The sequence below is a fragment of the Nocardia transvalensis genome, assembly GCF_015477765.1.
Classification (GTDB): domain Bacteria; phylum Actinomycetota; class Actinomycetes; order Mycobacteriales; family Mycobacteriaceae; genus Nocardia; species Nocardia transvalensis_A.
On sequence record NZ_JADLQQ010000013.1, the window covers coordinates 96,561 to 121,608 of the forward strand.

Sequence of the window (25,048 nt, forward strand, 5' to 3'; positions counted from 1 at the left end):
CCTATGCCGCCTTTCCGCGGGCCTCGACCTTGGCGAGGTGCCCTAATGCTTGAGCCATCGATCCCGTGGATTCGGGCGAATAGCCGGGCCGCAGGTAGTCGAATACCGAGCCGAGCACCGTCGGGACCGTGGGCAGTACGCCACGACGCCCGGCCTGCACAACCTGCCACAAAGCCCGCAGCCGCGAGGAGCCGAGGTTCGGATCATTGCTGATCAGATACCAGATGAAGCGACACGAGATCCAGATGGTGAACGGCAGCACCACCACCATCGTGCGCAATCGGCGCGAGTAGCGCGGATCGAAATACTCGGCCACCTCGTGGGCAACGGTGCGGTGCTCCATCTCCTCCGCGCCGTGCCAGCGGAACAGCGCTGTCATGGCGGGATCGGCCCCGGCCTCGTCCCATGCACAATTCAGCACGAAGTGGCCGAGAAATGCGGTGAAGTTCTCGAGCGCCGCGGTGATCGCCAAACGGGTGATCAGGTACTGCCGGTTGCGTTTGGCATCGCCGAAATCGCGCGGGCCCAGCAGCCGCCCCAGCAGAAATCGGGCCTGGCACAGCGGCGGTTCCGGATCGATCCCGTTGCGCAGGAAAAAGTCGTCGAGCGAGGAATCGTGGGTATCGGCGTGCACGGTTTCCTGGCCGATGAAGCCGAGTACATCCTCGCGCAGTCGCCGATCCCGGATCTCGGGCAGCGCCTCCTTGAAGGCCGCGATGAAGAACCGCTCCACTTCCGGAAAGAGCAGATGATAAGCGCTGATCGTATGGGAGGCGACCGGATACCCCGGAATCCAATGCAGCGGAGTCTCACTCAGATCGAAGGACACCTCGCGGGCCTTCAACCGCAGCGGACCGACCTCGACGCTGTCCAGAGGTGGTTTCGGTCGGCGGGCAAGCAATTTCATACTTTCTCCCCTGAGCGGATGAATTCGAGGATGCGGCGTGCGATCACGTCGGGCCGGTCGAGATGCGCGAAATGGCCCGCCCGTTCCACGACGATGCGCGCACTTCCGGGCGGCAGGAAGTCGAGGGCCTGTGCACCGGTGCGTTCGAGCCCGCAGGTATCGTCGCGCCCCTGCAGATACAGCGTCGGATTCCGCATGGCGCGCAGGGCGAGTCGCTGACGTCCCCGAAAGCCGCGCGCGCGGCGGTACCAGGGATTCCACACCGCCCGGTAGTAGCTGTAGGCGGCACGTCGGCGGTCGCATGTCGCCAATGCCGCCACACCACGCCGACGGTAGGCGTCGACTCCGCCTTCCGGCGCCCACAGCTGCCACAGCAGCCGCGGCAGCGCGGCACCGATCCGCTCCGGCAGCCACGGTATCGAGACGACAGCCATGTACCAGCTTCGCGGTAGTTGCCGTGCCAGTGCGGTCACCCGCGGGCGTAGGGGCCCCCGGCGCGTGAACAATCCGACGACCGCCGCCAGAGGGGGGATGGCGATCAGCACGGTACGTGCGAACAATTCGGGGTGGCAGCTGGAGGTGGCGCTGACGATCGCCCCACCCCAGTCGTGCCCGACCAGCACCGTGCGGTTGTCCGCTCCGACCGCCCGATAAACGTCCAGCACATCCCCGACGAGCGAGGCGAACGAGTAGTCGTCGTCGCGAGCCAGGGAGCTCGGGGCGTACCCGCGCAGGAACGGCGCGACCACGAATCGCCCTTCGGCCGCGAGAACCGGGGCCAACGCCTCCCAGGTCCAGGCCGAGTCGGGGAATCCATGTAACGCAATCAGGATGGGATCACGCGGATCACCCCAGGTCAGTGCGGTGACATCGACCGAGTCGAAGGAGAAGTGCGCCACCCTGGGCGAGTGCGCGATCGTTTGCCTCACCGCTGCGCGCTCCCTTCGTCGAGCACCCGGCACCGCGCCGGACAGACAGTATCGTTTACGAATATGTCGTAATTGTCAATGCATGGTACTGGAGGTATCGTTAATCTCCGCCGGGGGCATCCCTACCGCCGGCCAGGCCACAGCGCGCGGGGGCACGCGCGGAATCTGAGAGGAGGCCGGTGATGGGCCGGTATGACTTGCTCGTGCGGGACGGGATCTGGTTCGACGGGTCCGGAGCCGCACCTCGAGTGAGCGATATCGCCGTCCGCGACGGCGTGGTGGTGGACATCAACCCGGCCGGTCTCGATCCCGCCGACGCGGACGAGGTGATCGATGCGGCGGGCAAATGGGTGATGCCCGGATTCGTCGATATCCACACCCACTACGACGTCGAAATGCTGATCTCACCCGCCCTCGGTGAGTCGGTCCGGCACGGTGTCACCACGGTGGTCATCGGGAACTGTTCGCTCACAACGATTCTGGCGTCGAATACCGAATGCGCCGACATCTTCAGCCGGGTGGAGGCCGTGCCGCGCGAGGCCGTGATCCGGGTGCTGGACGAGTTCCGCACCTGGGCCAACCCCATCGAGTACGTGAAGGCGGTCGACGAACTGAAGCTCGGCCCGAATATCGCCTCATTTCTCGGACTTTCGGATATGCGCGTGCACGTGATGGGTATGAATCGTGCGGTGGACGAGCACGTCCGTCCCACGCCGGACGAGCTCGACCGCATGTGCACTCTGCTGTCGGAGGCGCTGGACGCGGGCTTTCTCGGGCTCTCGTCCACCACCAACTGGATTGACAAGCTCGACGGTGACCGCTACCGCTCCCGCTCTCTGCCGTCGACCTTCGTGCGCCGCAAGGAGTTTCGCGCCCTCAACCGCGTGCTGCGGGAACGTGATCGCATTCTGCAGAGCACCCCGCGCATCGGATTCAATGTCAATATCGGCCAGTTCTTCCTCGCCTCGGCGGGGCGGTTCGGGCGCAGACGGCTCAAGGTGTCGCTGTTGGCGGCGGCCGATTCGAAGGCGTATCCGCCACTGATCTACTTCATGCTCTACGGCGCGCCGGTTCTCAACAAGCTGCTGAAGGGGCGGTTCCGCTGGCAGCATCTGCCGGTGCCGTTCACCGTCTACGCCGACGGTATCGACCTGGTGGTCTTCGAGGAATTCGGTTCCGGTGCGGCGGCTCTGGATATCAAGGACCAGCTCGAGCGCAATGAACTGCTCCGGTCCGAGGAGTATCGGCGCTGGTTCCGGCGCGACTACGAGAACAAGCTCTCACCCAAGATCTGGCATCGCGACCTGTTCGACGCGGTCGTGGTCGAATGCCCCGACCACACGCTCATCGCCAAGAGCTTCGGAGAGATCGCCCGCGAGCGTGGCATCCATCCCGTCGACGCGTTTCTGGACCTGGTGGTGGATTACGGCCGAAATATCCGCTGGCGCACCACGATCGCCAACGACCGGCCGAAGTATCTCGACAAGCTCGCCGCCAACGCTTATGTGCACATGGGTTTCGGTGATGCCGGTGCGCATCTGCGCAATATGGCGTTCTACAACTACCACTTGCGGCTGCTCGAGCGCGTGAAATCCGCCCAGCACAAGCGCAAGCCGTTCCTGTCCGTCGAGCATGCCGTGCACCGGCTCACCGGGGAACTCGCGCAGTGGTTCGGCATAGATGCGGGATTCCTGCGGGTGGGGGACCGTGCTGATATCGCCGTCATCGACCCCGATCGGCTGGACCGGAAGGTGCACGGACTCTCCGAGCAGGAGATGCCCGAATACGGTGGCCTGCGCCGCATGGTCAACCGTGACACCGGGGCCGTCAGCGCCACCATAGTTGCGGGTCGCGTGGTCTATCGTGACGGGGCTCTGGCACGAGGGCTCGGAACCGACTGGGGCGTGGGGCGTTTCCTGCCTGCCGGTATTCGCTGAGCCGGTTGTCGTTCACGCCACCGTCGGCGGCTCGATGATCGCGAACAGAGCGTCGACGTGAGCGCGGATGGCTTCGGGGCGGGTCAGTTCGGCGTACGGGCTCGGTGTCGTCAGCAGCGACAGGCTGATCCGAACGCCCCACTCGATGACCATATGCAGCGGCACCCGCGGTTCGCCCATCTCCGGGTGCAACCGCATCAGCATCGGTTCCGCCACCGAACTGCCCAGAGCCAGAAGCGGTGCCAAATCGACCGTCAGACCCCGCGCGACCACCTCGGGTGCGGCGTCGAGCATCACCTTGAACAAGGCATTGTCGCGTAGGTAGACCACCGTGAACACGATCAGTTCTCGAAAATGCTCGCGCAGCGGTAGCCGCCGCGCGAAGACCGGTTCGAGTGCCGCGATATAGCGCATCGCCTCCCGCAGCATCAGGGCGCGCCGAATCTCTTCCTGATCACCGACGTACTTGTACACAGTGGGTCGGGACACCCCGGCCCGCTCGGCAATCAAGGTGTGCATCCGCTCCGACAGCGGCGCCTCGAGATAACACTCGTAGGCCGCGTCGAGGATCCGCTCACGGAACTGCTCTGCGGTCGTCATAACGACAGGACATCCTCTGGTCGAGTGTGATCAATTCCCCTATCGTCGCAAACCGCTGTGTGGCCGGACCGGTCAGACCAATCCGTGCTCGTAGGCGAAGACCACGATCTGTACTCGGTCGCGGAGGCCCAGTTTTCGCAGGATCGCGCCGACGTGGGTCTTCACGGTGGACTCACCGGCGAAGAGGAGTTCGGCGATCTCGAGGTTGGAGTTCCCCTTGGCGACGGCGGTGAATACCTCCCTTTCCCTGTCGGTCAGGCTCGCGTATGCCGCCGGTACGGGGGCGCGGGAGCGGAAGTGGCCGTCGAGCAGGGTGGTGAGGTCGTGTGGCGCGAGGACGGCATTGCCGGCGCAGACGGTGCGGATGGCGTCGCACAGCATCGCGGGTGTGGTGTCCTTGAGCAGGAACCCGCTGGCGCCGTGGCGAATTGCGGTCGCGGCTCGGTCATCGAGGTTGAAGGTGGTCAGGACCAGTACTCGCAGCGGCTTGGTACGCCGGGCGGCGCGTTCCGGGGAGAACAGCTGCCGGGTCGCCTCGACACCGTCCATCTCGGGCATCCGGATGTCCATCAGCACGACGTCCGGCTCGAGTTCGTCGACGCGGTCGAGCGCCTCGAACCCGTCGGACGCGTGCCCGACGACTCGCATCCCTTGCTGGGCGTCGATGATCACGGTGACGCCGGTACGGAACAGCTCCTGGTCGTCGACCAGGAGCACCCGGATATCATCGGCGTCGCTCACGGGGCGAGCCTACGGACGGGGACCCAGGCGGTCACGGTGAAGATATCCGTGCACCCGGCCTTCTCGGGATGCCGGCGCTGAACGTCGAGTCGACCGCCGACCGACTCCAGCCGCCGCCGCATCCCGTCGAGTCCGCGACCGTCATGGCCGCTGTCCGTTGGGTTCTCGGGCGCGATGGCGTTGGCGGTCTCGATCCGCAGTTCGTCGGCCCAGCGCAGATCGACAGCGACCGGGATGGTCCTGGTCCCGTGCCGGATCGCGTTGGTGAGCATCTCCTGCAGCACCCGGTAGGCGACCGTGGCCAGTTCGGGCGCCAGCGTCCGGGCGGTCCCGATCTCCTGGAAGGTGAGCTCGTGGCCGCTCGCGCGTATCCCTTCGACCAGGTCGTGCAGCTCGCCCGGGCCGGTCTCGGACGGCGTGCTCGAGGCAAGGACCTGGCGGACGTCCCGGAGGGAGGCGCGGGCCAACTTCGCGATATCGGCCATCGAGCGCCGCACCGCAGCGCTGTCCGCGTCGTCGATGAACTGGGCGGACTCGGCCTGCGCAAGGATTACGGCAAGCGAATGCCCGACCACGTCGTGGACGTCCCGAGCGAGCTGTGCCTGCTCCTCGCGCAGCCGCGCGATCTCCTTGGCCTGTTCACTCTCGCGGTGCGCCCGCGCGGCGTCCTCCTCGGCGGCGCGCTGGGAAGCCAGGGAATGAGCCGCACGGTCGGAGAGGCGCCGCAGCGCCAGCCCCGCCAGCCAGCAGACACCGAAGAGAGCGGCCACGAGGAACGCGGCGTACGCCCCCGAACCCACCCCCGCCAGCACACCGGCCACCGGGACCGCCAGGGCACCTGCCACCATGGTCGCGGTACCGCCCCAGCGGGCGGTACCGAACACCACCACGGCCGATGCCGTCTGGACCACCAGCGTCGGCGCACCCGTCACGGTCTGGAATCCGAAGATCAGCCAGACCAGGGCCACGGCCACGCCCGGCCATCGCCGAGCGAGGCCGACCGCCACAGCCGTGGCAACGACGACGGGAACAAGCGTGCCCCGGTTGGGGAACACGTTGTAGTGGACGCTGACCAGGGCCTCGACGGTCCCGGCGATCAGCATCACCAGTGCAGCGACACCGTCGAGGATCCATCGACGCCGGTCGACCCGGATGGCACTCACCTGACCTCCTGATTGGACGGGACGTCCGGAGGCAGATCAGTGATCGTGGTCGATGCCTCGTGAGGCCGACTTCGTGACACCGAACCGGACGAGAGCGCCGGCCATCGCGATGGCCCCACCGAAAAGCAATCCGATCAGCCCCAGCATGCCGGCGACCTGACCGGACTCACCCGCAGCCGAGTCGGCGGTGAAGGCCCCGATCAGCAACAGCACCGACACCGCGACGGCGAGTCCGCTCACAGCCCAGACAGCACGGAACATAATTGTCTTCTCCTTCGACATTCCGACAACGGTCATGTCCTACTGTCCGTCCCGGACCGATGCAGACGCCTCCACCCCAGGTACCGACCGGCCAGCCGGAGGTACCGAATGCCCAGACTATGGGTTGGGCCGGTTACCGCTGGTAGTCGGGAATGACGAACTCTACGGGCGCAAACTCGGGGGCATGGGCTCCGTTGACCGAGAACGTCCCAGTGATGCGGCCGGGGCCAGGAATGAAGGCCGGGTGGAAGTAGGCGGAGTCCGCCACGTCACCCACACCTTCCAGGTGGCGGAATTCGGTCCCGCTCTGGCCCGTGTCGAGGTTGCGCCAGTCGAAGCCGATGTAGACGCGGCACTGGGGCATGCCGACCAGAAAGCCCTTGACATCGAATCTGACTGCGCCGGGATAGATGTTCGGCTCGTTTCCTTCCCAGTGGACGTCGGGGCTCACGGTGCCGACGCAGGGTCCTTGGGTCAGGGCGTAGGTCGTCTGGGGGCCGGTCCCGCTGTCGGCCAGGGCGGAAGGAGACACTGTTGCCGCCACAACAGCAGTCGCCGCTGCCCCAACGGCCACAGTCGACGCTCTGCGCATTGGTTTCATCTCAACTCCTCCATTTCAACGCCTTCGCGAACCCGTCGCACATACCTATCGCAGGCCTTCCCCCTCCGAGTCAGCATATGCACAGCAATTGAGCTGTGGGAGCAGGAGCACAGCCGGCAAATGCGCCGACCTCGCCCGCGCAGCGGACACTCGAGTCGCTGCGCAGCTATCGATACGGCTGGTCCCCGGGCCTGCTGCCGGAGAACGAGGCCGGGTGGAATTCGAGAAGGCAGCGTTGATCGGTCAGCTCGGTCACCGTGTTCAGGATCAGGCCGTGGGTCGCGGCGAGCGCGCGGAATTCGTCGATTCGCCGCTCACGGCCGCCGTACATTACGAGCATGGCCAGGTTGAATTCGCTGGTGGCCCGTACGTCTCCGACCGGTTCGACGACCAGCACGCGCCCGGCCGGGTGAACAGCCTCGACGCATCGGGTCAGGATGCGGTGGGCGTGTTCGTCGTCCCAGTCGTGGAGGATGTCGACCAACAAATAGGCGTCCGCTCCGGCCGGGAGCGGATCGAAGAAGCTGCCCGCCGTGACCTGCGTCCGGCCCTCCAGACCGTGAGCGCTGAAGGTGCGATGCGCTTGGGCTGCAGTGGGTTCGAGATCGACCAGGTGGCCGCGCATCCGAGGGTGGGCGGCCAGGATCGCGGCGAGCACGCTGCCCTGGCCACCACCCACATCGACAATGGTGGAAAACCGTGACCAATCGAAATCGGTGACGATTTGCGGAATCTGGTCGCGGAACCGGTGGGTCATCTGTCGGTCGAACGACTCACGCAGGTGCGGGAATTCGGCCAGATCGGCCCAGAAGTCCCGCCCGTAGCGATGCGGGTACGCCGCTTTGCCGGTTGTGATGCTGTGGGCCAGTTCGACGAATGCCAGCTCGGCGCGACCACCCGCGGCGTCCAGATGCAAAAGATCGGTCAGGCCATTGTCGGCAGCGGCACACAGGTTGGCTCCGTATTCGGTAGTCCGGTAGCCGGTAGGAGTCGATTCGAGGACTCCGAGGGCCGCGAGGTGGCCCAGCAACAGATCGAGTGCGACCGGAGCAACGGCAAGCTCGGCCGCGACATCATCGACGCACGCGCCAGCGCCGAGAAACCGATCCGGCAGCCCCAGAGTTACCGCAACCCGCAGCGCCATGGGGGTAGCCAGCCCGGCCATGCGCCGGATCGAATTCGTATCGTCGTTGCGTCCCACAAGGATTCACTCTGCTCCGCCTGTCAACCGAAAATCGGCTGGATGATCGGGCAAGGGCGCGGTGTTGTCGCTGACCGAGAAAGCGTCGTTCATCGAGAGGAGCCGCCCCCATGCGTCTGCACGTCGTCCTTCCGGACGAATCGGCCGCAATGCCCGTGTCCCAGCTTGTGGAGCTCGCCCAGGAAGCGGAGGCTCTGGGCTTCGCCGGAGTCTGGCTCCCGGATCACGTCCTGCCGCCCGCCGAGTACGGCCCCGTTTACGGCGGCGTCTACGAACCTCTGATGACGCTCGCCCATGTGGCGGCGGCGACCAGCCGTGTCACCCTCGGCACGTCGGTGCTGATCCTGCCCTTGCGCGAACCCATCCTGTTGGCCAAGCAGGCCGCCACACTGGCCCATCTGAGCGGCGACCGGTTCGTCTTGGGCGTCGGCGTCGGATGGCAGCCCTACGAGTTCGAGGCCGTCGGAGCGGATTTCGCCGAGCGTGGGGCCATCACAACTGCGGCGCTGCAGCTCATCCGCCGGTTGCATACCGGGGCAGGCGGCCCGTACGCCGACAACCACTATGCCTTCGACGAACGCGCGGTCTTCCAGCCCGTCCCCGCGACGCCGGTACCGCTGCTGATCGGCGGCAATTCCGATGCCGCACTGCGCCGTGCCGCACTCGTCGGCGACATGTGGCAGGGCGTCGGCCTCACCCCCGCGCAGTTCGCCACACGCCGAGACCGACTGCGGGAACTGGGTGGGGACAAGGTGTCGGCGGGAACCCGCGACACCTGGAACGACGACGCACAATCGATCGACGACGTGGTCGAGCGGATACGGGAGTGGGCCGAGGTCGGCCCCGACGACCTGGGACTGCACTTCGGCCCTGTCGAGGGATTCGGACGACGTATGCGGGCCCTGGCGGCCCGGCTGCCCGAGCTGCACAGCGACGGCGCCGGCCGCTGATGCGAAACCTTCGACAGCGAGGGGTGATGAGCGGTTCGGCGGAGACCGTGGTGTAGTGGGGGCGACGGAGACCAGAGAGAGGATATGGGTGGGGGAAGGGACGTAATCTTGTCGGTCCCGCGAGTGCCTTGTGGGTGCTCGGCGCCGGTGCGGGGGCTGCACTTACCGGCGGTCGAAGAGGGTCAACGGGTTCGATCAGCATCGGGTGCGGATCGAGGTCGGATTCGTGCATCCGGAGACCGGCGTCGACCATCAGCTCCGGAAGGAATATCTGTTCTGGGAGCTTCGTGGCAGAACCGCCCAGGCGCTGCATGCCCGGTTTCCGGAAGGCGCCTCGGTACCGATGCTGGTGCGCGGGCGGTCCGTGGCCCTCGATCTTCCGGAGCGGCCGGTCTGGACCGATATCTGGTGACGGCAGTGGTCATTCGGTGCCGAGCTGGAAAACCGTTGTCTGACGGTAGGTCTGGCCGGGGTTCAATCTGGTGGTGGGGAAGTCGGGATGGTTGGGTGAGTCCGGGAAGTGCTGGGCTTCCAGTGCCAGCCCGGCGCCCTGGCGGTAGGCGCGGCCGCTGGTTCCGGTGAAGGCTCCGGCAAGGAAATTGCCGGAGTAGAACTGGATTCCGGGTTCGGTCGTGTGCACGGTCAGGACGCGGCCGGACGCCGGGTCCTGTACCGTGGCCGCCCGCACCAGCGAGGTGTCGTCGCTGCGGTTGAGCACCCAGTTCAGGTCGTATCCCTGGCCGGTCAGCAACTGTGGATCGGCGGCGGTGATCCGGGAGCCGATCGCGGTCGGGGTGGTGAAATCCATCGGCGTGCCGTGTACGGGAGCGAGTTGCCCGGTGGGGATCTGGGTTTGATCGGTGGGGGTGTATCGATCGGCGTTCAGGGTGAGCTTGTGATCGTAGATGTCGAGCGCCGACTCCCCCGCGAGGTTCCAGTACGTGTGGTTGGTCAGATTCACCACGGTCGGTGCGTCGGTGGTGGCACCGTAATCGATCGTCAGCCGGTTGTCGCGGTCGAGGGTGTAGGTGACGGTCGTGGTGAGCGATCCGGGGTAGCCCATTTCCCCTGCGGGACTGACGTATTGCAGCCGCAGCCCGGCCGTGTCGGCGCCGCTCTGCGGGGTCGCCTGCCACACCTTCTGATCGAAGCCGGAGGTTCCGCCATGCAGGCTGTTGCCGTTGTTGTTCACCGGGACGTGGTACTCGACGCCGTCGAGGCTGAAGGTGCCCTTGGCGATGCGGTTGGCGTAGCGACCCGCGATGGCGCCGAAATACGGTTTGCTGTCGAAGGTATTGCTGGCCAGATATCCGTCCAGGGTCGGAAATCCGAGCACCACGTTGTCGACGCGACCGCCCCGATCGGGTGCCTCGAGCGACTGAATGATGCCGCCGTAGTCGAGAATCCCCACCCGCATCCCCCGGCCGTTGGACAGCGTGTAGCGGCTCACCTGGGTGTCGTTCACCCGGCCGAATGGCTCACTGGTGATCGTCGGCGCCTGCTGCGCGGGGGTAGCAGTGTCGCCCGCCGGAGTGGTCGTCGTATCGCCGCACGCCGCCACACCCGCCACGCCGACGAGTGCCAGCGCCCGGAGAAAAACGTTGCCGCGCATGACCACCCCTCACATATCCGCCCTAGGCATGCCATTATCGGCCCGCCGTATCCTTCCCGCGTTGAATTCCGGATACGACCCCGGCGACGTCCGCGGTCCCGGTACGGGCAGGTTGGGTCGCACGTGACTGAGCGAGGACGACGGCCGCGATCAGCACCGCCGCTCCGATCAGTTGCAGCGGCTCCAGCGACTGGTGCAGGAACACGTAGCCGAGCACGGTCGCGCACAGCGGTGTAGCCAAGGCCAGCAGCGAAACCGCCAACGCGGGCAACCGGGAGATGCCGCGGAACCACAGGGCGTAGGCGAACATGGCACCGATGACGCTCAAGTAGAGGAAACCACCGGCATTTCGCCACGTCAGATGGTCCGGCAAAGCCTCACTGACCACCGTGATCGGCAGCAGCACAAGGCCACCGGCGGTGAGCTGCCAGCCGGTGAACGTCAACAGTGTCACCTCGGACGGGCGACCCCACCGCTTGGTCAACACGATCCCGACGGCCATGCTCAGCGCGCCCAGAACACCGGCAAGGATGCCGATGCTGTCCAGATGCACGCCCGGCCCGAGCACGAGGAATGCGACCCCCACGATGCCCAGCACGCACGAAACGATATGCACGGCCCGGATTTTCTCCCTCAGCAATACACCACCGAGCAGAAGAACGATCATCGGCTGCGTGGACATGACCAGCGCGGCCATCCCACCCGGCAGGTGGTATGCGGCGACGAACAACAGGTAGAAGAACGCGCCGATGTTGAGCACGCCGAGAACAATGGCGCGCCACCACCACGACCCCCTGGGCAGGACGCGGCCGACCGACAGCAGCACGAGCCCCGCGGGCAGTGCACGGACGGTGGCCGCCAGCAGCGGCCGGTCGGGCGGCAGGAACTCGGTCGTGACCAGATAGGTGGAACCCCAGATAGCAGGGGCCAACGCGGTCGATGCGGAGGTGGCAGCGATCGGCTGGGAAGCAACGTCAGGCATACCTGAGACTGTGCTGTAATGGGCTTGTGCATGAGAACCATTACTACGGCGGTGCACTCGATCTCGTGACCAACCTCACCAATCACCCACCCACTCATCCCGACGAGATCACCAGGCAGTGGCACAGCGCCGGTCTCGGCACCGGAGCGAAGGCCGACGCCCGAGACTTGGCCGAGATACGCGAATTCCTGGTTCGATGGGCCGAGGTGATCGACGCGGACACCGAGGAAACCCGCGTGCGCCTGCTCAACGCATTACTGGCCGAGACGGCCGCCTATCCGCGAATCACCGATCATGACAACACCGGCTGGCACCTGCACTACCAAGACGACGACGAGCACCTGGCGGCCGTGTTTCGCACGGTGACGGTGGTAGCCGCCGCCAAGCATTTGACGCAGTACGGCCTGCATCGGCTCGGCCGCTGCGCCCTTACCGAGTGTGCGCGCGCCTTCGTCGACATGACTCGAGGAGGGCGACAACGCTACTGCACCCGAGCATGCGCGAACCGAGATGCGGTGCGCCGCCACCGCGCAAGGGCCGGAAAAGGCAAGTAACCGGCTAGGGTCGTGTCTAGCTGTACCCGTCTCGCATGTGCGGGTCGCCGAAATCGATATGTCCGTGCCAGTCCCCCAAGGGATCTCCGACATCGGCATCATCGCGGAACAACGACGTCTCGGTGCGCGAACGCAACGCGAACACGGCGGCGTCGGACCGGGCGAGGAACGCTTCTGCCCGCGGCGGCAGGACCACGTTCAGCTCGGTGGGCGTGTTCTCCAGAAATCGAATGGTCACGTTCTCCGGCAGATCGGTGTCGGCCGGCAACTCCCGCAACACACTGTCGGGTTCGGCGAGTAGCCGGGCGCGGAACCGCTCGTCGGCCATGGACAGCATGGCCAACTTGAGCAGCACCTTGCTCTCGTACCTCGCATCCTGAATGAAGAGGTTCTCGCGCCAGAGGCGAAGAATCCGCCGCTCGTCGTCGCTCAGTCCCTCGTAGGCGTCCGATGATGTTCCGCCGGTGTCACTCACGACCCGACCTCCTCCGTGTTGGAGACGCCCAGTAGCCCCTCGCTCACCAGCCGGGTTACCAGGGCGATCTTTTCCGCGTCGGACAAGCCTCCGGGCAGCTCACCGACCGAGAATCTCTCGTGTTCCGCGATGAATATCAGTGGCGCCTCCAATCGGAGGGGTCCCGAGACGTAGTTCGAGGCGAACTCGATGACTGCTTCCGTGGGCGACGTTCGAACCAAGCAGAGAGCGCTGGGATCACGAAATATCATGGAGTTCTCGTCCAGGTCTGCGGTCGCATCGATGCTGGAGAACTGGTGAGACACCCCAGGTTTCGCGCGCGCGATCAGCCGCCTTGCGAGCTGCTGTTTGGCTTGCTCGGTCAGGACCCCCGACGTGAGCGCCGACGCCAGCACGTCCACCAGCTCGCAGATCATCCCCGGCTCGAACGATGTGTCGATGAAACCGATCGGTAGCGCCCTGCGCAGGCCCACCTGTTCGGTCGCGAGGACACCGATCGCCGCCTCGAGGAAATCCGCCCACGTGAAGACATGGATGCCTATCGTCAGATGCAGCGACGACGACGCGGCCGTTGTGGTCGCTTCGTGCGGAAATCCCCGCGGGATATAAAGAAGGTCACCGCGTTTCAGCGAGTACTCGTGACAGCCGGACAGCTTCTCGGGTGGACGGGGCTTGTCCGACGGCAGCGGAAGTTCGTACTGGGCAGACGCGACGCGCCAATCCTTGGAGCCAGTCAGCTGCAGGATGAAGACATCGTGAGTGTCGACATGCGGCAGGAAACCTTGCCTGCCGCGAGGAGTGAAATAGAGATTCGCACCGACTCGGTGATGCAGAGCGGCCTCGAGGGCGCCACACAGCTGTGCTACCGGCGAGGATTTTCGATGTATCCGATTCACCACCACCGAATAACCCATGCTGTAGTACCGGTAGACGGCTTGGATGTCGAGAAGACCGTGAGCGTCCAGCGGTACGGGATGCTGCGTGACGGTGCGATCGACACCGGCCCGAACGAGTCGTGCATCGTCCTCGGACCGGATGGTCGTGGCGAGTAGATCATCGATCGTCTCGACATCGGGCAAACCGCTGAGATACGCGGGCGCACCCCTTCGGACGAACACCGGCTGTTTTTCCCAGTGGCTCTGCAGAAAGTCCTCGGATCTCAGGGGATCCAGGAAACGATCCAGGCTGAGGGAGTGTAAGCGGGAGCGGCCATCAGCCAGCATTCCTCAAGGCTCGCACCTCGATTCGCGCTCGGCAACTGCCTGGTGATAGGCGGCCGTCAGTTCCGCGAGCACTCCGTCTTCGGGTGTCGGCGCTCCGGACAGGTGGGTGGCGCGGAGTTCGGCCATGAATCGCTCCCAGAGCGGGGGACCACCCACGGCCAGCAGTTCGGCTCGCACCGTCAGTTCCGGCTCTGTGTCCAACCAGCGTGCGCCCCAGGCGCCGAGCTGAGCCATCACCGGGACGAGCTGGATCGCCGCCTCGGTGAGACGGTATTCGACCTTCTGACGGTGGCTCGGATCGTCGTGGCGGGTGAGCAGGCCCGCGTCGACGAGTTTCGACAGGCGCGAGGCCAGGATGTTCGACGCGATGCCCTCGAGGGATGCGGCGAGCAGTTCCCGAAAGTGGGTGCTGCCGCCGAACATGATGTCGCGCAGGACGATCAGGCTCCACCGGTCCCCGAGGAGCTCGACCGTCATATTGATCGGACAGCCCGACTTGCCCGGTGCCACCGGGAGCTTGTCGCGAAAAACTGGTTGCGCCACGGGATCAGTCTAGGTAGATTCCAAACTGATTGCATATTGCAATCAGAAAGGGTTGCGATGACACAGTTGGTCCGCGTTCAAAACTTCAGTGTGTCCAGCGACGGATACGGTGCGGGGGAGGGACAAAGCCTCGATCGCCCGTTCGGCCACGCCGACCCGGGTGCGCTGTTCTTCTGGGGAGGCGCCACCGCTCACTGGCCCACCCGGACCGATCCCGGAGGGACCTACGGCCTCGACGACTACCTCGTTCGCGACTGGCACCGCAACATCGGCGCCGAGATCATGGGGCGCAACAAATTCGGTCCGCAGCGGGGCCCATGGGAGAACTGCGACTGGCAGGGATGGTGGGGCGACGAACCCCCGTTCCACACACCGGTATTCGTCCTGACCCACCATGTTCGGCCCTCGTTCACGCTGGGCGACACCACATTCCATTTCCTCGATGCATCTCCGAAGGAAGCGCTGGCGCAGGCATTCGCCGCCGCCGACGGCAAGGACGTGCGCATCGGCGGCGGCGTGGCCACGGTCCGGGAATTCCTCGACGCCGATCTCATCGACACGATGCATATCGTCGTCGCACCGGTCGAACTCGGCCTCGGTGAGAGGTTGTGGGCCAGTCCCGACGACCTTGCCGACCGGTTTCATCTGGAGCGGATCGAGAGCCCGAGCGGGGTGATGCATCACTTCTTCTGGCGGAAGTGACCGCCACCGGACTCAGCGCCGCAGAGCGGTTTCGCGCTGCATATGCGACAGCTTCTCGGGGTTGCGCACGGCGTAGAGCCCGGTGATGAGGCCGTCGTCGATGCGCACCGCGACGACGGTGTCGAGTTCGCCGTCGAGCCGGAGCACCAGCGCCGGGTAGCCGTTGACCTGGGTCGACTCCAGCGACCTGGCGGCGATCCTGGCCCCGCTGGCGGACAGCAAGCGGGCCACCCTGTCGGCGCCCGAGACGGGCCGCAGCACCGCTTGTTTGACTCCGCCACCATCGCCTATCAAGACGACGTCCGGCGCGAGAATGTCGAGCAGACCCTGCACGTCGCCGGTTTCGACAGCCCTCTGAAAGGCCTCGAGCGCACCTCGGGTCTGGGCCTGGGACACCACCCCGCGCGGCCGACGCGCGGCGACGTGTTCCCTTGCCCGATGGGCGATCTGGCGGACCGCGGCCGGAGTTTTGTCGACGGCGTCGGCGATCTCGTCGTACCGCAGATCGAATACCTCGCGCAGCACGAACACCGCCCGCTCGGTCGGCGTGAGCGTCTCCAGCACCAGCAGCATCGCCATCGAGACGCTGTCGGCCAGTTCGACATCCTCGGCCACATCGGGCGAGGTGAGCAGCGGCTCGGGCAGCCAGGAGCCGACATAGGACTCCTTGCGGCGGCCGAGCGTCCGCAGCCGGACGAGGGCCTGGCGGGTGGTGATCCGAACCAGATAGGCGCGCTCGTTCTCCACGGTGCCGAGATCGACGCCCACCCACCGCAGCCAGGTCTCCTGCAGGACGTCCTCCGCGTCGGCGGCCGAGCCGAGCATCTCGTAGGCGACGGTGAACAGCAGGTTGCGGTGGGCGACAAACGCTTCGGTAGCGCGGTCGGGGTTTTGGGCCGTGCCGGGCATGGGTGGCTCCTGTTCACTCTCGACTGTGTCACCCACCAGACACCGGGGCCTGCCGTTTTGTGACATCGAGACGCTAGTCGATCGGGTGCCGTCCGGTTGTGGCGCACGTCACCTCGCCGGAGGTGTCACAAATGTCGGGTCGTCGGCATCTCGTGTTCGTCAGTGCCGTAGCACAACGTCACGAGTGAGGACGAAGTCATGGAACCCCGTATCGACCTGATGGCCACCGAAACCGGCGCGAAGATCGGCAAGCGGTTCGCCAACATCAGCACGGTGATCACCCAGTCGACGCTGCCGAAATCCACGCAGGAACTGGTGAGTCTGCGCGCCAGCCAGATCAACGGCTGCGGTTTCTGCACCGACATGCACACCAAGGACGCCGCGGCCGCCGGGGAATCCGCGGTCCGGCTCAACCTGGTCGCCACCTGGCGGGAGGCCATCGTGTTCACCGACGCCGAGCGGGCCGCGCTGGCGTTCGCCGAGGAGGGCACCCGGCTCGCCGACGCCCACCTCGGTGTGTCCGACGAGACCTGGGCCGAGGTGCGCAAGCACTACGACGACGAGCAGATCGCCACGCTGATCGCCCTGGTCGCCCTGATCAACGCGGCCAACCGGTTCAACGTGATCGTGCGAACCCCAGCGGGTTCCTACGAGCCCGGCATGTTCGCCGCTATGACGAACTGATCGGCGGGGCAACCCCGGCCCGACATCATTCGGGCCGGGTCCCCCGCATCCGCTCTTCTGCACGGACGATCGCCCGCGTGCGGAAGACTGCAGGGATGAGTGTTTCGGCGCATCTCGAACAGATCGGACGGCCGTGGGTGGAGCGGCAGCTGGCTCACCCGACGGTGGTCGGCATTGCCACGGGGAATCTTCTGGAGCCGGTGTTCCGGTCCTGGTTGGAGCAGGATTACCTGTTTCTGCTCGACTATGTGCGGGTGTTCTCGCGGCTCGCCTGGCAGGCGCCGGCGGCGCATCTGGGGGATCTGGTCGATCTGGCGTATGCCACCTACCACGACGAGTTGTCGCTGCATCGCGGGCTGGCCGCGGAATTCGGGGCCGATCTGGACCGCGCCGAAAAGGGCGGGCCGTGCGTGGCGTATACGGAATTCCTGCTGGAGTCGGCCGCTTCCTACGCCGACGGGCTCGCCGCCCTCTACCCGTGCATGTGGGGTTACTCCACGCTGGGCACGCTTCTGGCCGAGAATCCGCCCCGGGAACCGCGCTACCGGCGATGGGTCGACACCTACGCCGATCCCGGATTCGCCGCCCTGACCCGCCGGTGCGCCCTCATGCTCGACGAGGCCGATCCGGAACCCGCCCGCGCCGAAAGCCTGTTTCTCGAAGGCATGCGCCACGAACTCGCCTTCTGGGACGTGGCGCGCTGAGCGGGGCCGGAAAAGCACTGTGGCAGAATCCGGCATGTGGAAGGCACCAAGCCCCGGCGCCACTACGGCGGCCGCACCGCCGAGGAACGGGCCGGTCAGCGGCGGGCACGGCTGCTGGAGGCGGCGCTCGAACTGTACGGTACATCCGGGTACGCGGCCACCTCCATCGAGCAATTGTGTGCCGCGGCAAGCATTTCCACGCGCAGCTTCTACGAGGAGATGGGCAGCCGGGAGAATTTGCTGATCGCGCTCGCCGACGACATCACCGGACGGGCCGCGGCGGCCGCCCTGGCCAGCGTCGAGCAGACCACCGACCTGCCTCTCGCCGAGCGGATCGCACACGGCTTCCGGGCCTATCTGGAGGTCACCTGCCAGACACCGCAGACCGCCCGCGTGTGCTACATCGAGGTGGTCGGGGTCAGCGAGGCCGTGGAGCGGTGGCGCGGCGAATGGCGCAGGCGGATCGGCGCGCTGCTGCAGGCCGAGGCCGAGCGGGCGGTCGCGCGGGGCGATGCCCGTCCCCGCGACTACCGGCTGTTCGCGATCGCCGTCATCGGTGCGGTCAACTCGCTGGCCCAAGAGCTCGCGCGCGGTGATCGCGAGGCGCCCACACTCGACGAGATCTGCGTGGAGATCACCACATTCGTCAACGGCGGCATCGCGATCGGCTGATCATCGGACCGGCGCCAGCGGCACGGTGACGAACGAGGCGTGCTCGGCATTGCGCTGCACATCGACCGTGCCGCCCAGCAGATTCGGATAGTCCTTCGGAGTGAGGATGTGGGTTGGCGCGTCGCCCGAGGCAATGGTGATCTGCAGCCGATGCCCCGGCCGGAAGATATGGAACGCGGGTCGCACCTTCACGTTGTATTCGGTCATCACGCCCGGGACCACCGGCAGTAGCGCCTCGCGCGTATCGGGGTGGAACGGCCCGATCAGGCTCCCGTCCGGGGTGCGCCAGCTGCGGTCCTCGTCCAGCGCCCGGAAGCTTCCAGCGAGTTGACCGTCGGTGAGGGCGGTCGCGGTGCCGTCGGGCGCGATGTCCTGCACGGTCACCGAGAACGCCGCCGCGGGCTTGTCGGCCACGGCGTACAACGTGGCGCCGACCGGGCCCGCCAGGGCCGTGGGTTCGGTGAACGGCGCAGTGGTGTAGGACGGATTGTGGATCAACGACGGCAGATCGGGCTGCGGCACGAACCCGGCGCAGGGATCGTCGACGCCGAACAGCCGGGCCAGCATCTGATACACCCCGGAAAAGTTCTGCGAAAACGACCGGTTGCAGATGGTTCCGGCATTCAGGGGCGAGAACGAGATTCGATCACTCCCCGCACCGGCGCCCGGCTTGTCCACCGACAGCGTGCCGTCGCCGAGATACAGGTTGCGAGCGGGTGCGGCGGCCAAAGGGTAAGTGCCGCTTTCGATCAGATTTCCGTCCAGATCGATCGCATGCAGCGGCGTGGTTGTCTCATCGATCCCGTTGTGGTCGTTCTTCAACCAGCGATCGAACCAGGCCAGCTGGATGGCGTGCATATCGAGATCGGCATTGCGGTGCACGCCGGGCTGAATGTGAAACCAAGGGCCGTACAGCATTTGGAATCGCCCACTGCCCGTCGCATCGGGCGGCATCGGTCCGGAGTGCGGTCGGTGCGCGTAGGCATTCTGCAGAGCGGCGAAGGTCCGCGGGGTGCCGTCCTGCAGCAGGTCGTTCTGCCCGCCGATCAGATAGGTCGGAATGTCGTTGGCCGCAATGGTTTCGGTCAGGTTGTCGATGGCCCGGGCCTCCCAGTAGCCGCTGTTGTAGGCGCGGTCGCCGTCGGCCAAGGCGTCGAGGATCGACGGCCATGTGCCGTCGGGCCGGAGATGGGAGCCCAGGTGGTCGCCGAACACCTTCAACATCTGGTCTGGCCGGGCGTACAACCCGAGGATGGGAGTGATCTGCGGCAACAGGGTGACCGGCAGCCACAGCACCGACCACAGGAACGAGACGTTGTAGAACCCGTCGTGATTGATCAGGTCCAGATAGGCGTGGTTACCGGCCATCAGCGGGAACAATGCCTTGACCGGCGAGCCGGGTTCCATCACGCCCGCGGTCATCAGCTCGCTCATGCCCAGATACGACAGCCCCCACAGCCCGATCTCGCCGGTGGAGTTCGGCAGTCCGGCCGCCCACCGGATCACCTGCTTGGAATCCTCACGCTCCTGGGGCTGCAGCACGCTCCAGTGTCCTTCCGAGGACCCGGTACCGCGCAGGTCGACCACCACGCTGATATAGCCGCGGCGGACGAAATAGTCGCCGTACCCGGCCGCATCGGCGATCTGCTCGGCCACGTCCACCACGCTCGGCAGCGCCTGCCGCAGCAGCGGCCCGACCCCCTCGTAGGACAGCAACCGCAGCAGCCCGGTGGATTCCTTGCCGTAGGCGGTCTGGGTCAGCACGATCGGGAACGGTCCGGGCGCGGGCGCCCCGGACGGGTCGGTCGGGTATTGGACGTCCGCGCGCAGGACCGTGCCGTCCGCCACGGGGATTTCGACGTTCTTGTGTTCGCCCACGCCGTAGACCTCCGGGCCCGGACTCCACCCCTGCGGCAGCCCGGTTCGGGAGCCGACCCGAGAAACAGCCACTCCCCCTTCGGGTTCCGCATGAGCGGGTGGCGTGCAGGGAGCGAGCGAGAGCGCTACACAGACCACGACGATTCGCGTCCCGACCGACACCGACCGCGCACGCACGGCCGACTGCGGAGAGCGGCGTACACCCATATTCATTTCCGCCTTGTCCGAACCACGAGGGCCGGGCCCGCTGTGGCCCGTATCACCCTCGGCGAATACGGTAAGGCGTCTTATCAGATTGTCAAGGGCCGCGTCGACGGCCTTGCATTCTTCAGCTCACACCCTTGGCTTATTTGGTAAGATAGATTACCATTTGTGATCCGAGCAACAGAGCCGCCGACCGGCTCGACGGATAGGAAGACCGCTATGTCAGCACGTTTCCGCAGGTGCCTCGGGGTGGCCGTGGTCGCCGTCGGCTACGCCGCGGCATTGCACCTCGGCCCCGCGACGGCAGAACCCGCACCCGCGATCGAACCCCCACCCGCACTCACGCTGCCGCCCGAACTCGATCCGTTCTACAAGCCGCCGGCCGAACAGGTCGCCGCCGCCGCGCCCGGACAGATCCTGAGGGCACGGGCCATCAACCCGGCATTCATGTCCATCGTTGCGCTCAACGTCGATGCCTGGCAGTTGCTGTACCGCACCAACGACAGCCATGGCAACGCCATCGCGACGGTGACCACCGTGCTGAAACCGCGCGGCGCGGCCCCCGCCGAGGGGCGAAAGCTGCTGTCCTATCAGATCGCCGAGGACAGCGCGGCGCAATACTGCGCCCAATCGTATGTGGTGCAATTCGGTTCGCTGCCGATCGATTACGTCAACGCTGCCGAATTGCTCATCCCGCTGGCCGCGGGCGTCGGTCAGGGCTGGACCGTGTCGATACCCGACTACGAGGGCCCCAACTCGGCCTACGGTGCCGCGCGGCTGGGCGCCCAGGCCACCCTCGACGGCATCCGCGCGGTGGAGAATTTCGCTCCGGCCCAGCTCGATGGCCCGAAAACGCCTGCGGCACTGTGGGGTTACTCCGGCGGCACCATTCCCAGTTCGTTCGCCGCCGAGATCGCCCAGGACTATGCGCCCGAGCTGAATATCGTCGGCATCGCGAGCGGCGGTGTGGCACCGGCGGATTACGAGGCCATCGTCCGGCACAACAACGGTGGCGTGTATGCGGGACTGATCTCGGCCACCTTCGCCGGGATCTCCACCGAGTACCCCGATATGGAAAAGGCGCTGCGCGACAACGTGAACGGTTTCGGGCAGTTCATTTTGGGCACCAAGCGGGTGCTGTGCCACCCGCAGGGCTCGATCGTGTTCCCTGGCTTCAACTATCTCGGAACCAGTACCGGCCCGGACCTGTTGTCGCTACCGGCGGTTCGGGCCGCCATCGCGGATAATACTCTGGGGCAACGTATTCCGACGATGCCGGTGTATCTGTACCAGGCCCAATTCGACGAGATCATTCCCCACGCCGGGGTCGACCGCGTGGTTCAGCAGTACTGTGATGCGGGCGCACCCAGCGTGACCTACCGGCGAGAATTGCTGGCCGAGCACATTTCCGGGCTGGTTACCCACCTGCCCAGCGCATTCCACTGGGTTCGCGATCGGCTCGACGGCGTCCCGATCTCGGGCTGCCGTATCGAGAGTCCGGTCAGCACCATCCCCGAGCCGGAGTTCGGCCGAGCCCTGTCGGAAATCCTGCCGCCCATGGCGCAAGCCCTCGTCGGCCAGGCCATCGGGTCGCGATGAGTCAGCTCACCCACGGCGGAATGATCCGCGTGCCGTCGGCAAGTTCGGCACTGAAGCCGACCGGAACGGTGACCAGCAGAACCGCCGCGCGCTCCCCCGGATTGTCCAGCCGGACAACGGCTCCGGCGGGCGCGACCGCGGCATCGCCCGGCGCCAGTGATGCGGCCGCGCCGTCGATGCTCAAAACCGCTGTGCCATCGAGCAATACGAACACCTCCTCGCGCAGGACTCGATGTTCGTGGCCGATCGTTGCGGCCGCGACCTCCACCTGCCACAGGCAGATGTCGGCACTGCCGGTACCGGGTCGGACATAGGAGGTGAATCGAGCGTTGTGCATCTCGTGGACTTCGGCCTCGGCGGCGCGGATCACGGGCATGGACCTTCTCCTCATTCGGTCAAGCAACTTGACTATATAGTCAAGCTTCTTGACTACTATGTCAAGTGCCAAGATGCTTGCATGCCCAGCCGTCCCCCTGCCCAGGATCTTCCGCTGCTGCTCTTGGCCGCCGCCGCGGAGGTCAGCGACGCCGTCCAGGCCGGGGTGGCGGCGGCCGGATTCACCGATGTGCGCCCGGCACACGGCTTCGCGTTCGTGCGCATGGCTCCCGACGGAGCCACGGTCGGTGAGATCGCCGACCACCTCGGCGTCACCAAGCAGGCGGCCAGTCAGCTGGTCGAGGAACTGGTGAACAAGGGCTACGCCCAACGCAATCCGCATCCGCACGACGCCAGGGCGCGCCTGATCACCCTCACCGATCGAGGCTGGGCGGTCACCCGCGCCGCCGATGCCGCCCAGGCCGAATTCACCTCTCGCTGGGCGGCGACCCTGGGCGCGGAGACGCTCATCGGCCTGCGCGACGCCTTGGCACGGGTCGTCACACCGAGCCGGGTCCGGCCCTCGGCATGGTGAGTAGCCCACCCGCCCGAGCCAGGCCGTCGACCCGGCGCTGCGCCACCGCGATCGCCACGGCCCGCAGGCCGGACACGATCGTCGAGCACAGCAGCGCCGAATAACTGGTGTGGCCGAGCACGAGCAGCCCGTAGTAGGTGCCCAGCGCCAACCCGATATTGCCGGCGAGCAGCAGCAGTTTCCGCGCTCGGCCGGACTGCGGCGCGGCCTCGGAAATGCCTGGCGCTACGGCCGTTTCGGTCAGGTGGCCACTCCCCGGAGGCATCGATCAGGTCAGGGGCGAACGCTATCCGCCGACCGCACCACGCCGCCTCGGCGCGCGGATGGAATCGGCGATCTCCCCCCAGGGGTGCAGACGGTCGGCGGAGGCCGATCTCCCTCGATCGGCGGTCAGAGTTTCCGAGGACAGGCCGCATCGACGCGGAGCGCAGTAGTCTCCATCCCGATCTCCACCGCAGGATGGTCGGCATGCCCCACGACCTGCGGGCAGAATGCCGACCGGACCGCACAGCGCCAGAGGAGGACCATGCGGCAGCAGCTGCGCCGGGTCGCGCGTCGGCTGACCAGCGGCGACCCGGAGAACAGCCCACTGATGCGGATCATCGTCGCCGCGCTGCTGGCGGTGAATCTGGGGTTCAATCATCGCGGGCCGCTACCGGTTTGGATGTGGGTGGCTCTGGGCGCGGCGTACGCGTGCCTGCTGGTGTTCGCCGTCCTCGACACGCGCCGACCACGAATTGCCATCGCGGCGCTGGTGTGCTGCGCGCTGATCAGCGCGGCGGTGGTCGGCCCGGCGACGGATTCGTCCGCTCTGCTGATGACGTGCGCGGCGATCAGCCTGCTCAGCCAGCAACTCACCGCGAGCGCCACGATCATTCTGCTGGCCTTCGCCGCCGATGCCGCCACGGTGACCGCGAGCTCCCTGCTCGCGGGCCAATCGACCGACGATCCGGTCACCTCCGCGGTGATCCTGCTCATTCTGTTGCTCCTGGGCCTGTATCGGCGCCAATACCGATTCCGAGTGCGCGAGACCGAACTGTTGCTCGAACAGACCCGTCGCACCCAGCACGAACAGGCGCGCGCGGTGGCCTTGGACGAACGCGCCCGCATCGCCCGCGAGATCCACGACGTCCTCGCCCACTCGCTCGGCGCGCTGGCCGTTCAGCTCGATGTGGCCGAGGGACTGCTCAGCGAAAAGGGCGATGTGCCCGGCGCTTTGGCGCGGGTGCGCCGCTCGCGCCGGCTCGCCGCCAGCGGATTGACAGAGGCGCGCGCCGCGGTGACCGCGCTGCGCGAGGACGTCCCGCCGCTGGACGAGGCCCTGCGTGCTCTGGCCGACACCTACCGGCGTGATCACCACATGATCGTGGACTACCGCGTGACGGGTACGCCGCACCCGGTGAACTCGGCCACCACGGTGTCGCTGCTGCGCGCCGCCCGCGAGGCGCTGACCAATGCGGGCAAACACGCTGCGGGAGCGCCGGTTTCGATGGTGCTGAGTTTCGAACGGAACCTGGTGCGGCTGTCGGTGCACAATCCGGCATCGGTGAATGGGAAGCCGCGTTCCGACGGCGGGTACGGTTTGACCGGGATGCGTGAACGGATCGCCTTGGTCGGCGGCAGCCTGTCGGCCGGACCGGGGCAGGACGGGCGAGGGTGGCAGGTGACAGCGGAGGTGCCGCAGTGAACGATCGGGCGAACGGGACCGGATACTACCGGCACGACCTGGTCGAGCCCTGATCATGCCCGATTACGCGCACACCGATCACGCCGCCAGGGGCCGCGCCGACAAGGCGCGCCGGCTGGCGGCCTATGCATGGCAGCGCGGCATCACCGGCGCGGAGCTGCTGGTGCTTCCGGCCGCCGCGCGCCGCAAGCTGGCCCGCGCCGCCGACACCAATCCGCCGAGCACCGAGGAAACCTGGACCCTGGTCGCGCGGCTGCTCGACGAGAAGGACGCCTGGGCCGCGCGTCATCCGAACCATCCTGCGGCACAACGGGAAAGCGTCGACGAGAAGATTCTGTGGGTCAAACCGCCGGTGAAGCCGTGGACCGTTGATACAGATACCTCTTGACACCAAGAAATGAACCGGGGTTCACTTCTTGG

The 25,048-nt window shown here is 66.3% G+C and carries 29 protein-coding genes; 12 read left to right on the forward strand and 17 right to left on the reverse strand.

Annotated elements, in window-relative coordinates; translation table 11 throughout:
• Window position 1 precedes the first annotated feature (1 nt).
• Window positions 2–907: a metal-dependent hydrolase gene (locus IU452_RS31925; protein WP_195112936.1), complete on the reverse strand. Its 906-nt coding sequence runs from the start codon at window positions 905–907 to the stop codon at window positions 2–4.
• Window positions 904–1,836, reverse strand: a complete 933-nt coding sequence (locus IU452_RS31930) for an alpha/beta fold hydrolase (protein ID WP_195112937.1) — start codon at window positions 1,834–1,836, stop codon at window positions 904–906. The genes IU452_RS31925 and IU452_RS31930 overlap by 4 nt, the downstream gene beginning before the upstream one ends.
• Window positions 1,837–2,018: 182 nt before the next feature.
• Here IU452_RS31930 and IU452_RS31935 point away from each other — a divergent pair, with 182 nt between their 5' ends.
• Window positions 2,019–3,773 (forward strand): N-acyl-D-amino-acid deacylase family protein, encoded by a 1,755-nt coding sequence (locus IU452_RS31935; protein ID WP_195112938.1) that lies wholly within the window; start codon window positions 2,019–2,021, stop codon window positions 3,771–3,773.
• A 12-nt stretch (window positions 3,774–3,785) separates the two neighbouring features.
• Here IU452_RS31935 and IU452_RS31940 read toward each other — a convergent pair whose 3' ends face one another.
• The 6 genes from IU452_RS31940 to IU452_RS31965 all read right to left on the reverse strand — a co-directional run bounded on the left by IU452_RS31940 (window position 3,786) and on the right by IU452_RS31965 (window position 8,340).
• Complete coding sequence (locus tag IU452_RS31940; RefSeq protein WP_195112939.1) at window positions 3,786–4,373, reverse strand: TetR/AcrR family transcriptional regulator; 588 nt, start codon at window positions 4,371–4,373, stop codon at window positions 3,786–3,788.
• Window positions 4,374–4,445: 72 nt separating this feature from the next.
• The gene (locus IU452_RS31945; protein WP_195112940.1) at window positions 4,446–5,114 is read right to left on the reverse strand and encodes a response regulator; all 669 of its coding nucleotides are present in this window, start codon (window positions 5,112–5,114) and stop codon (window positions 4,446–4,448) included.
• Window positions 5,111–6,277, reverse strand: a complete 1,167-nt coding sequence (locus IU452_RS31950; protein WP_195112941.1) for a sensor histidine kinase — start codon at window positions 6,275–6,277, stop codon at window positions 5,111–5,113. The genes IU452_RS31945 and IU452_RS31950 overlap by 4 nt, the downstream gene beginning before the upstream one ends.
• A gap of 36 nt (window positions 6,278–6,313) precedes the next feature.
• On the reverse strand, window positions 6,314–6,574 hold the full coding sequence (locus IU452_RS31955) for a hypothetical protein (protein ID WP_195112942.1): 261 nt from the start codon (window positions 6,572–6,574) through the stop codon (window positions 6,314–6,316).
• A gap of 97 nt (window positions 6,575–6,671) precedes the next feature.
• A complete protein-coding gene (locus tag IU452_RS31960) occupies window positions 6,672–6,989 on the reverse strand; it encodes a hypothetical protein (protein ID WP_195112943.1) in 318 nt (105 codons plus the stop codon).
• A gap of 316 nt (window positions 6,990–7,305) precedes the next feature.
• Entirely contained in the window at window positions 7,306–8,340 is a 1,035-nt protein-coding gene (locus IU452_RS31965) for a methyltransferase (RefSeq protein WP_324192953.1), read from the reverse strand.
• A gap of 110 nt (window positions 8,341–8,450) precedes the next feature.
• Here IU452_RS31965 and IU452_RS31970 point away from each other — a divergent pair, with 110 nt between their 5' ends.
• Window positions 8,451–9,290, forward strand: coding sequence for a TIGR03619 family F420-dependent LLM class oxidoreductase (locus IU452_RS31970; RefSeq protein WP_195112944.1), 840 nt, complete (start codon window positions 8,451–8,453; stop codon window positions 9,288–9,290).
• 205 nt (window positions 9,291–9,495) lie between these two features.
• The gene (locus tag IU452_RS31975) at window positions 9,496–9,702 is read left to right on the forward strand and encodes a hypothetical protein (protein ID WP_195112945.1); all 207 of its coding nucleotides are present in this window, start codon (window positions 9,496–9,498) and stop codon (window positions 9,700–9,702) included.
• 9 nt (window positions 9,703–9,711) lie between these two features.
• Here the strand turns inward: IU452_RS31975 and IU452_RS31980 are convergent, their stop codons facing one another.
• Both IU452_RS31980 and IU452_RS31985 read right to left on the reverse strand, forming a co-directional pair.
• Window positions 9,712–10,902 carry an aldose epimerase family protein gene (locus tag IU452_RS31980; protein WP_195112946.1) on the reverse strand — a complete coding sequence of 397 codons (1,191 nt, stop codon included), beginning with the start codon at window positions 10,900–10,902 and terminating at the stop codon, window positions 9,712–9,714.
• 34 nt (window positions 10,903–10,936) lie between these two features.
• On the reverse strand, window positions 10,937–11,884 hold the full coding sequence (locus IU452_RS31985) for an EamA family transporter (RefSeq protein WP_195112947.1): 948 nt from the start codon (window positions 11,882–11,884) through the stop codon (window positions 10,937–10,939).
• A gap of 26 nt (window positions 11,885–11,910) precedes the next feature.
• On the opposite strand from IU452_RS31985, the gene IU452_RS31990 reads away from it, so the two are divergent.
• Entirely contained in the window at window positions 11,911–12,438 is a 528-nt protein-coding gene (locus IU452_RS31990; protein ID WP_324192954.1) for a CGNR zinc finger domain-containing protein, read from the forward strand.
• Window positions 12,439–12,454: 16 nt separating this feature from the next.
• On the opposite strand, the gene IU452_RS31995 is transcribed toward IU452_RS31990, so the two are convergent.
• The 3 genes from IU452_RS31995 to IU452_RS32005 all read right to left on the reverse strand — a co-directional run bounded on the left by IU452_RS31995 (window position 12,455) and on the right by IU452_RS32005 (window position 14,679).
• On the reverse strand, window positions 12,455–12,913 hold the full coding sequence (locus IU452_RS31995; protein ID WP_195112949.1) for a hypothetical protein: 459 nt from the start codon (window positions 12,911–12,913) through the stop codon (window positions 12,455–12,457).
• Window positions 12,910–13,992: a cupin domain-containing protein gene (locus IU452_RS32000; RefSeq protein ID WP_324192955.1), complete on the reverse strand. Its 1,083-nt coding sequence runs from the start codon at window positions 13,990–13,992 to the stop codon at window positions 12,910–12,912. Before IU452_RS32000 ends, IU452_RS31995 begins: the two co-directional genes overlap by 4 nt.
• Before the next feature lie 147 nt (window positions 13,993–14,139).
• On the reverse strand, window positions 14,140–14,679 hold the full coding sequence (locus IU452_RS32005; RefSeq protein WP_324192956.1) for a helix-turn-helix domain-containing protein: 540 nt from the start codon (window positions 14,677–14,679) through the stop codon (window positions 14,140–14,142).
• 57 nt (window positions 14,680–14,736) lie between these two features.
• Between IU452_RS32005 and IU452_RS32010 the strand changes: the two genes are divergently transcribed.
• The gene (locus tag IU452_RS32010; protein ID WP_195112951.1) at window positions 14,737–15,381 is read left to right on the forward strand and encodes a dihydrofolate reductase family protein; all 645 of its coding nucleotides are present in this window, start codon (window positions 14,737–14,739) and stop codon (window positions 15,379–15,381) included.
• A gap of 12 nt (window positions 15,382–15,393) precedes the next feature.
• Here the strand turns inward: IU452_RS32010 and IU452_RS32015 are convergent, their stop codons facing one another.
• Window positions 15,394–16,290: an RNA polymerase sigma-70 factor gene (locus tag IU452_RS32015; protein ID WP_228819123.1), complete on the reverse strand. Its 897-nt coding sequence runs from the start codon at window positions 16,288–16,290 to the stop codon at window positions 15,394–15,396.
• A gap of 198 nt (window positions 16,291–16,488) precedes the next feature.
• Between IU452_RS32015 and IU452_RS32020 the strand changes: the two genes are divergently transcribed.
• From IU452_RS32020 to IU452_RS32030, 3 genes are all read left to right on the forward strand, one after another.
• Window positions 16,489–16,974 (forward strand): carboxymuconolactone decarboxylase family protein, encoded by a 486-nt coding sequence (locus IU452_RS32020; RefSeq protein WP_195112953.1) that lies wholly within the window; start codon window positions 16,489–16,491, stop codon window positions 16,972–16,974.
• A 95-nt stretch (window positions 16,975–17,069) separates the two neighbouring features.
• The gene (locus IU452_RS32025) at window positions 17,070–17,678 is read left to right on the forward strand and encodes a TenA family protein (protein WP_195112954.1); all 609 of its coding nucleotides are present in this window, start codon (window positions 17,070–17,072) and stop codon (window positions 17,676–17,678) included.
• A gap of 36 nt (window positions 17,679–17,714) precedes the next feature.
• On the forward strand, window positions 17,715–18,350 hold the full coding sequence (locus IU452_RS32030) for a TetR/AcrR family transcriptional regulator (protein ID WP_324192957.1): 636 nt from the start codon (window positions 17,715–17,717) through the stop codon (window positions 18,348–18,350).
• Here IU452_RS32030 and IU452_RS32035 read toward each other — a convergent pair whose 3' ends face one another.
• The gene (locus tag IU452_RS32035) at window positions 18,351–20,300 is read right to left on the reverse strand and encodes a CocE/NonD family hydrolase (protein WP_195112955.1); all 1,950 of its coding nucleotides are present in this window, start codon (window positions 20,298–20,300) and stop codon (window positions 18,351–18,353) included.
• Window positions 20,301–20,651: 351 nt separating this feature from the next.
• On the opposite strand from IU452_RS32035, the gene IU452_RS32040 reads away from it, so the two are divergent.
• Window positions 20,652–22,031 (forward strand): lipase family protein, encoded by a 1,380-nt coding sequence (locus IU452_RS32040; RefSeq protein ID WP_195112956.1) that lies wholly within the window; start codon window positions 20,652–20,654, stop codon window positions 22,029–22,031.
• Window position 22,032: 1 nt separating this feature from the next.
• On the opposite strand, the gene IU452_RS32045 is transcribed toward IU452_RS32040, so the two are convergent.
• Window positions 22,033–22,407: a cupin domain-containing protein gene (locus IU452_RS32045; protein WP_195112957.1), complete on the reverse strand. Its 375-nt coding sequence runs from the start codon at window positions 22,405–22,407 to the stop codon at window positions 22,033–22,035.
• An 81-nt stretch (window positions 22,408–22,488) separates the two neighbouring features.
• Here IU452_RS32045 and IU452_RS32050 point away from each other — a divergent pair, with 81 nt between their 5' ends.
• Window positions 22,489–22,941 carry a MarR family winged helix-turn-helix transcriptional regulator gene (locus IU452_RS32050; RefSeq protein WP_195112958.1) on the forward strand — a complete coding sequence of 151 codons (453 nt, stop codon included), beginning with the start codon at window positions 22,489–22,491 and terminating at the stop codon, window positions 22,939–22,941.
• Here IU452_RS32050 and IU452_RS32055 read toward each other — a convergent pair.
• Window positions 22,907–23,206, reverse strand: coding sequence for a hypothetical protein (locus tag IU452_RS32055; RefSeq protein ID WP_195112959.1), 300 nt, complete (start codon window positions 23,204–23,206; stop codon window positions 22,907–22,909). The genes IU452_RS32050 and IU452_RS32055 overlap by 35 nt on opposite strands.
• A gap of 261 nt (window positions 23,207–23,467) precedes the next feature.
• Here IU452_RS32055 and IU452_RS32060 point away from each other — a divergent pair, with 261 nt between their 5' ends.
• Window positions 23,468–24,628 (forward strand): sensor histidine kinase, encoded by a 1,161-nt coding sequence (locus IU452_RS32060; RefSeq protein WP_228819125.1) that lies wholly within the window; start codon window positions 23,468–23,470, stop codon window positions 24,626–24,628.
• A 55-nt stretch (window positions 24,629–24,683) separates the two neighbouring features.
• A complete protein-coding gene (locus tag IU452_RS32065; RefSeq protein ID WP_195112960.1) occupies window positions 24,684–25,016 on the forward strand; it encodes a hypothetical protein in 333 nt (110 codons plus the stop codon).
• Window positions 25,017–25,048 lie beyond the last annotated feature (32 nt).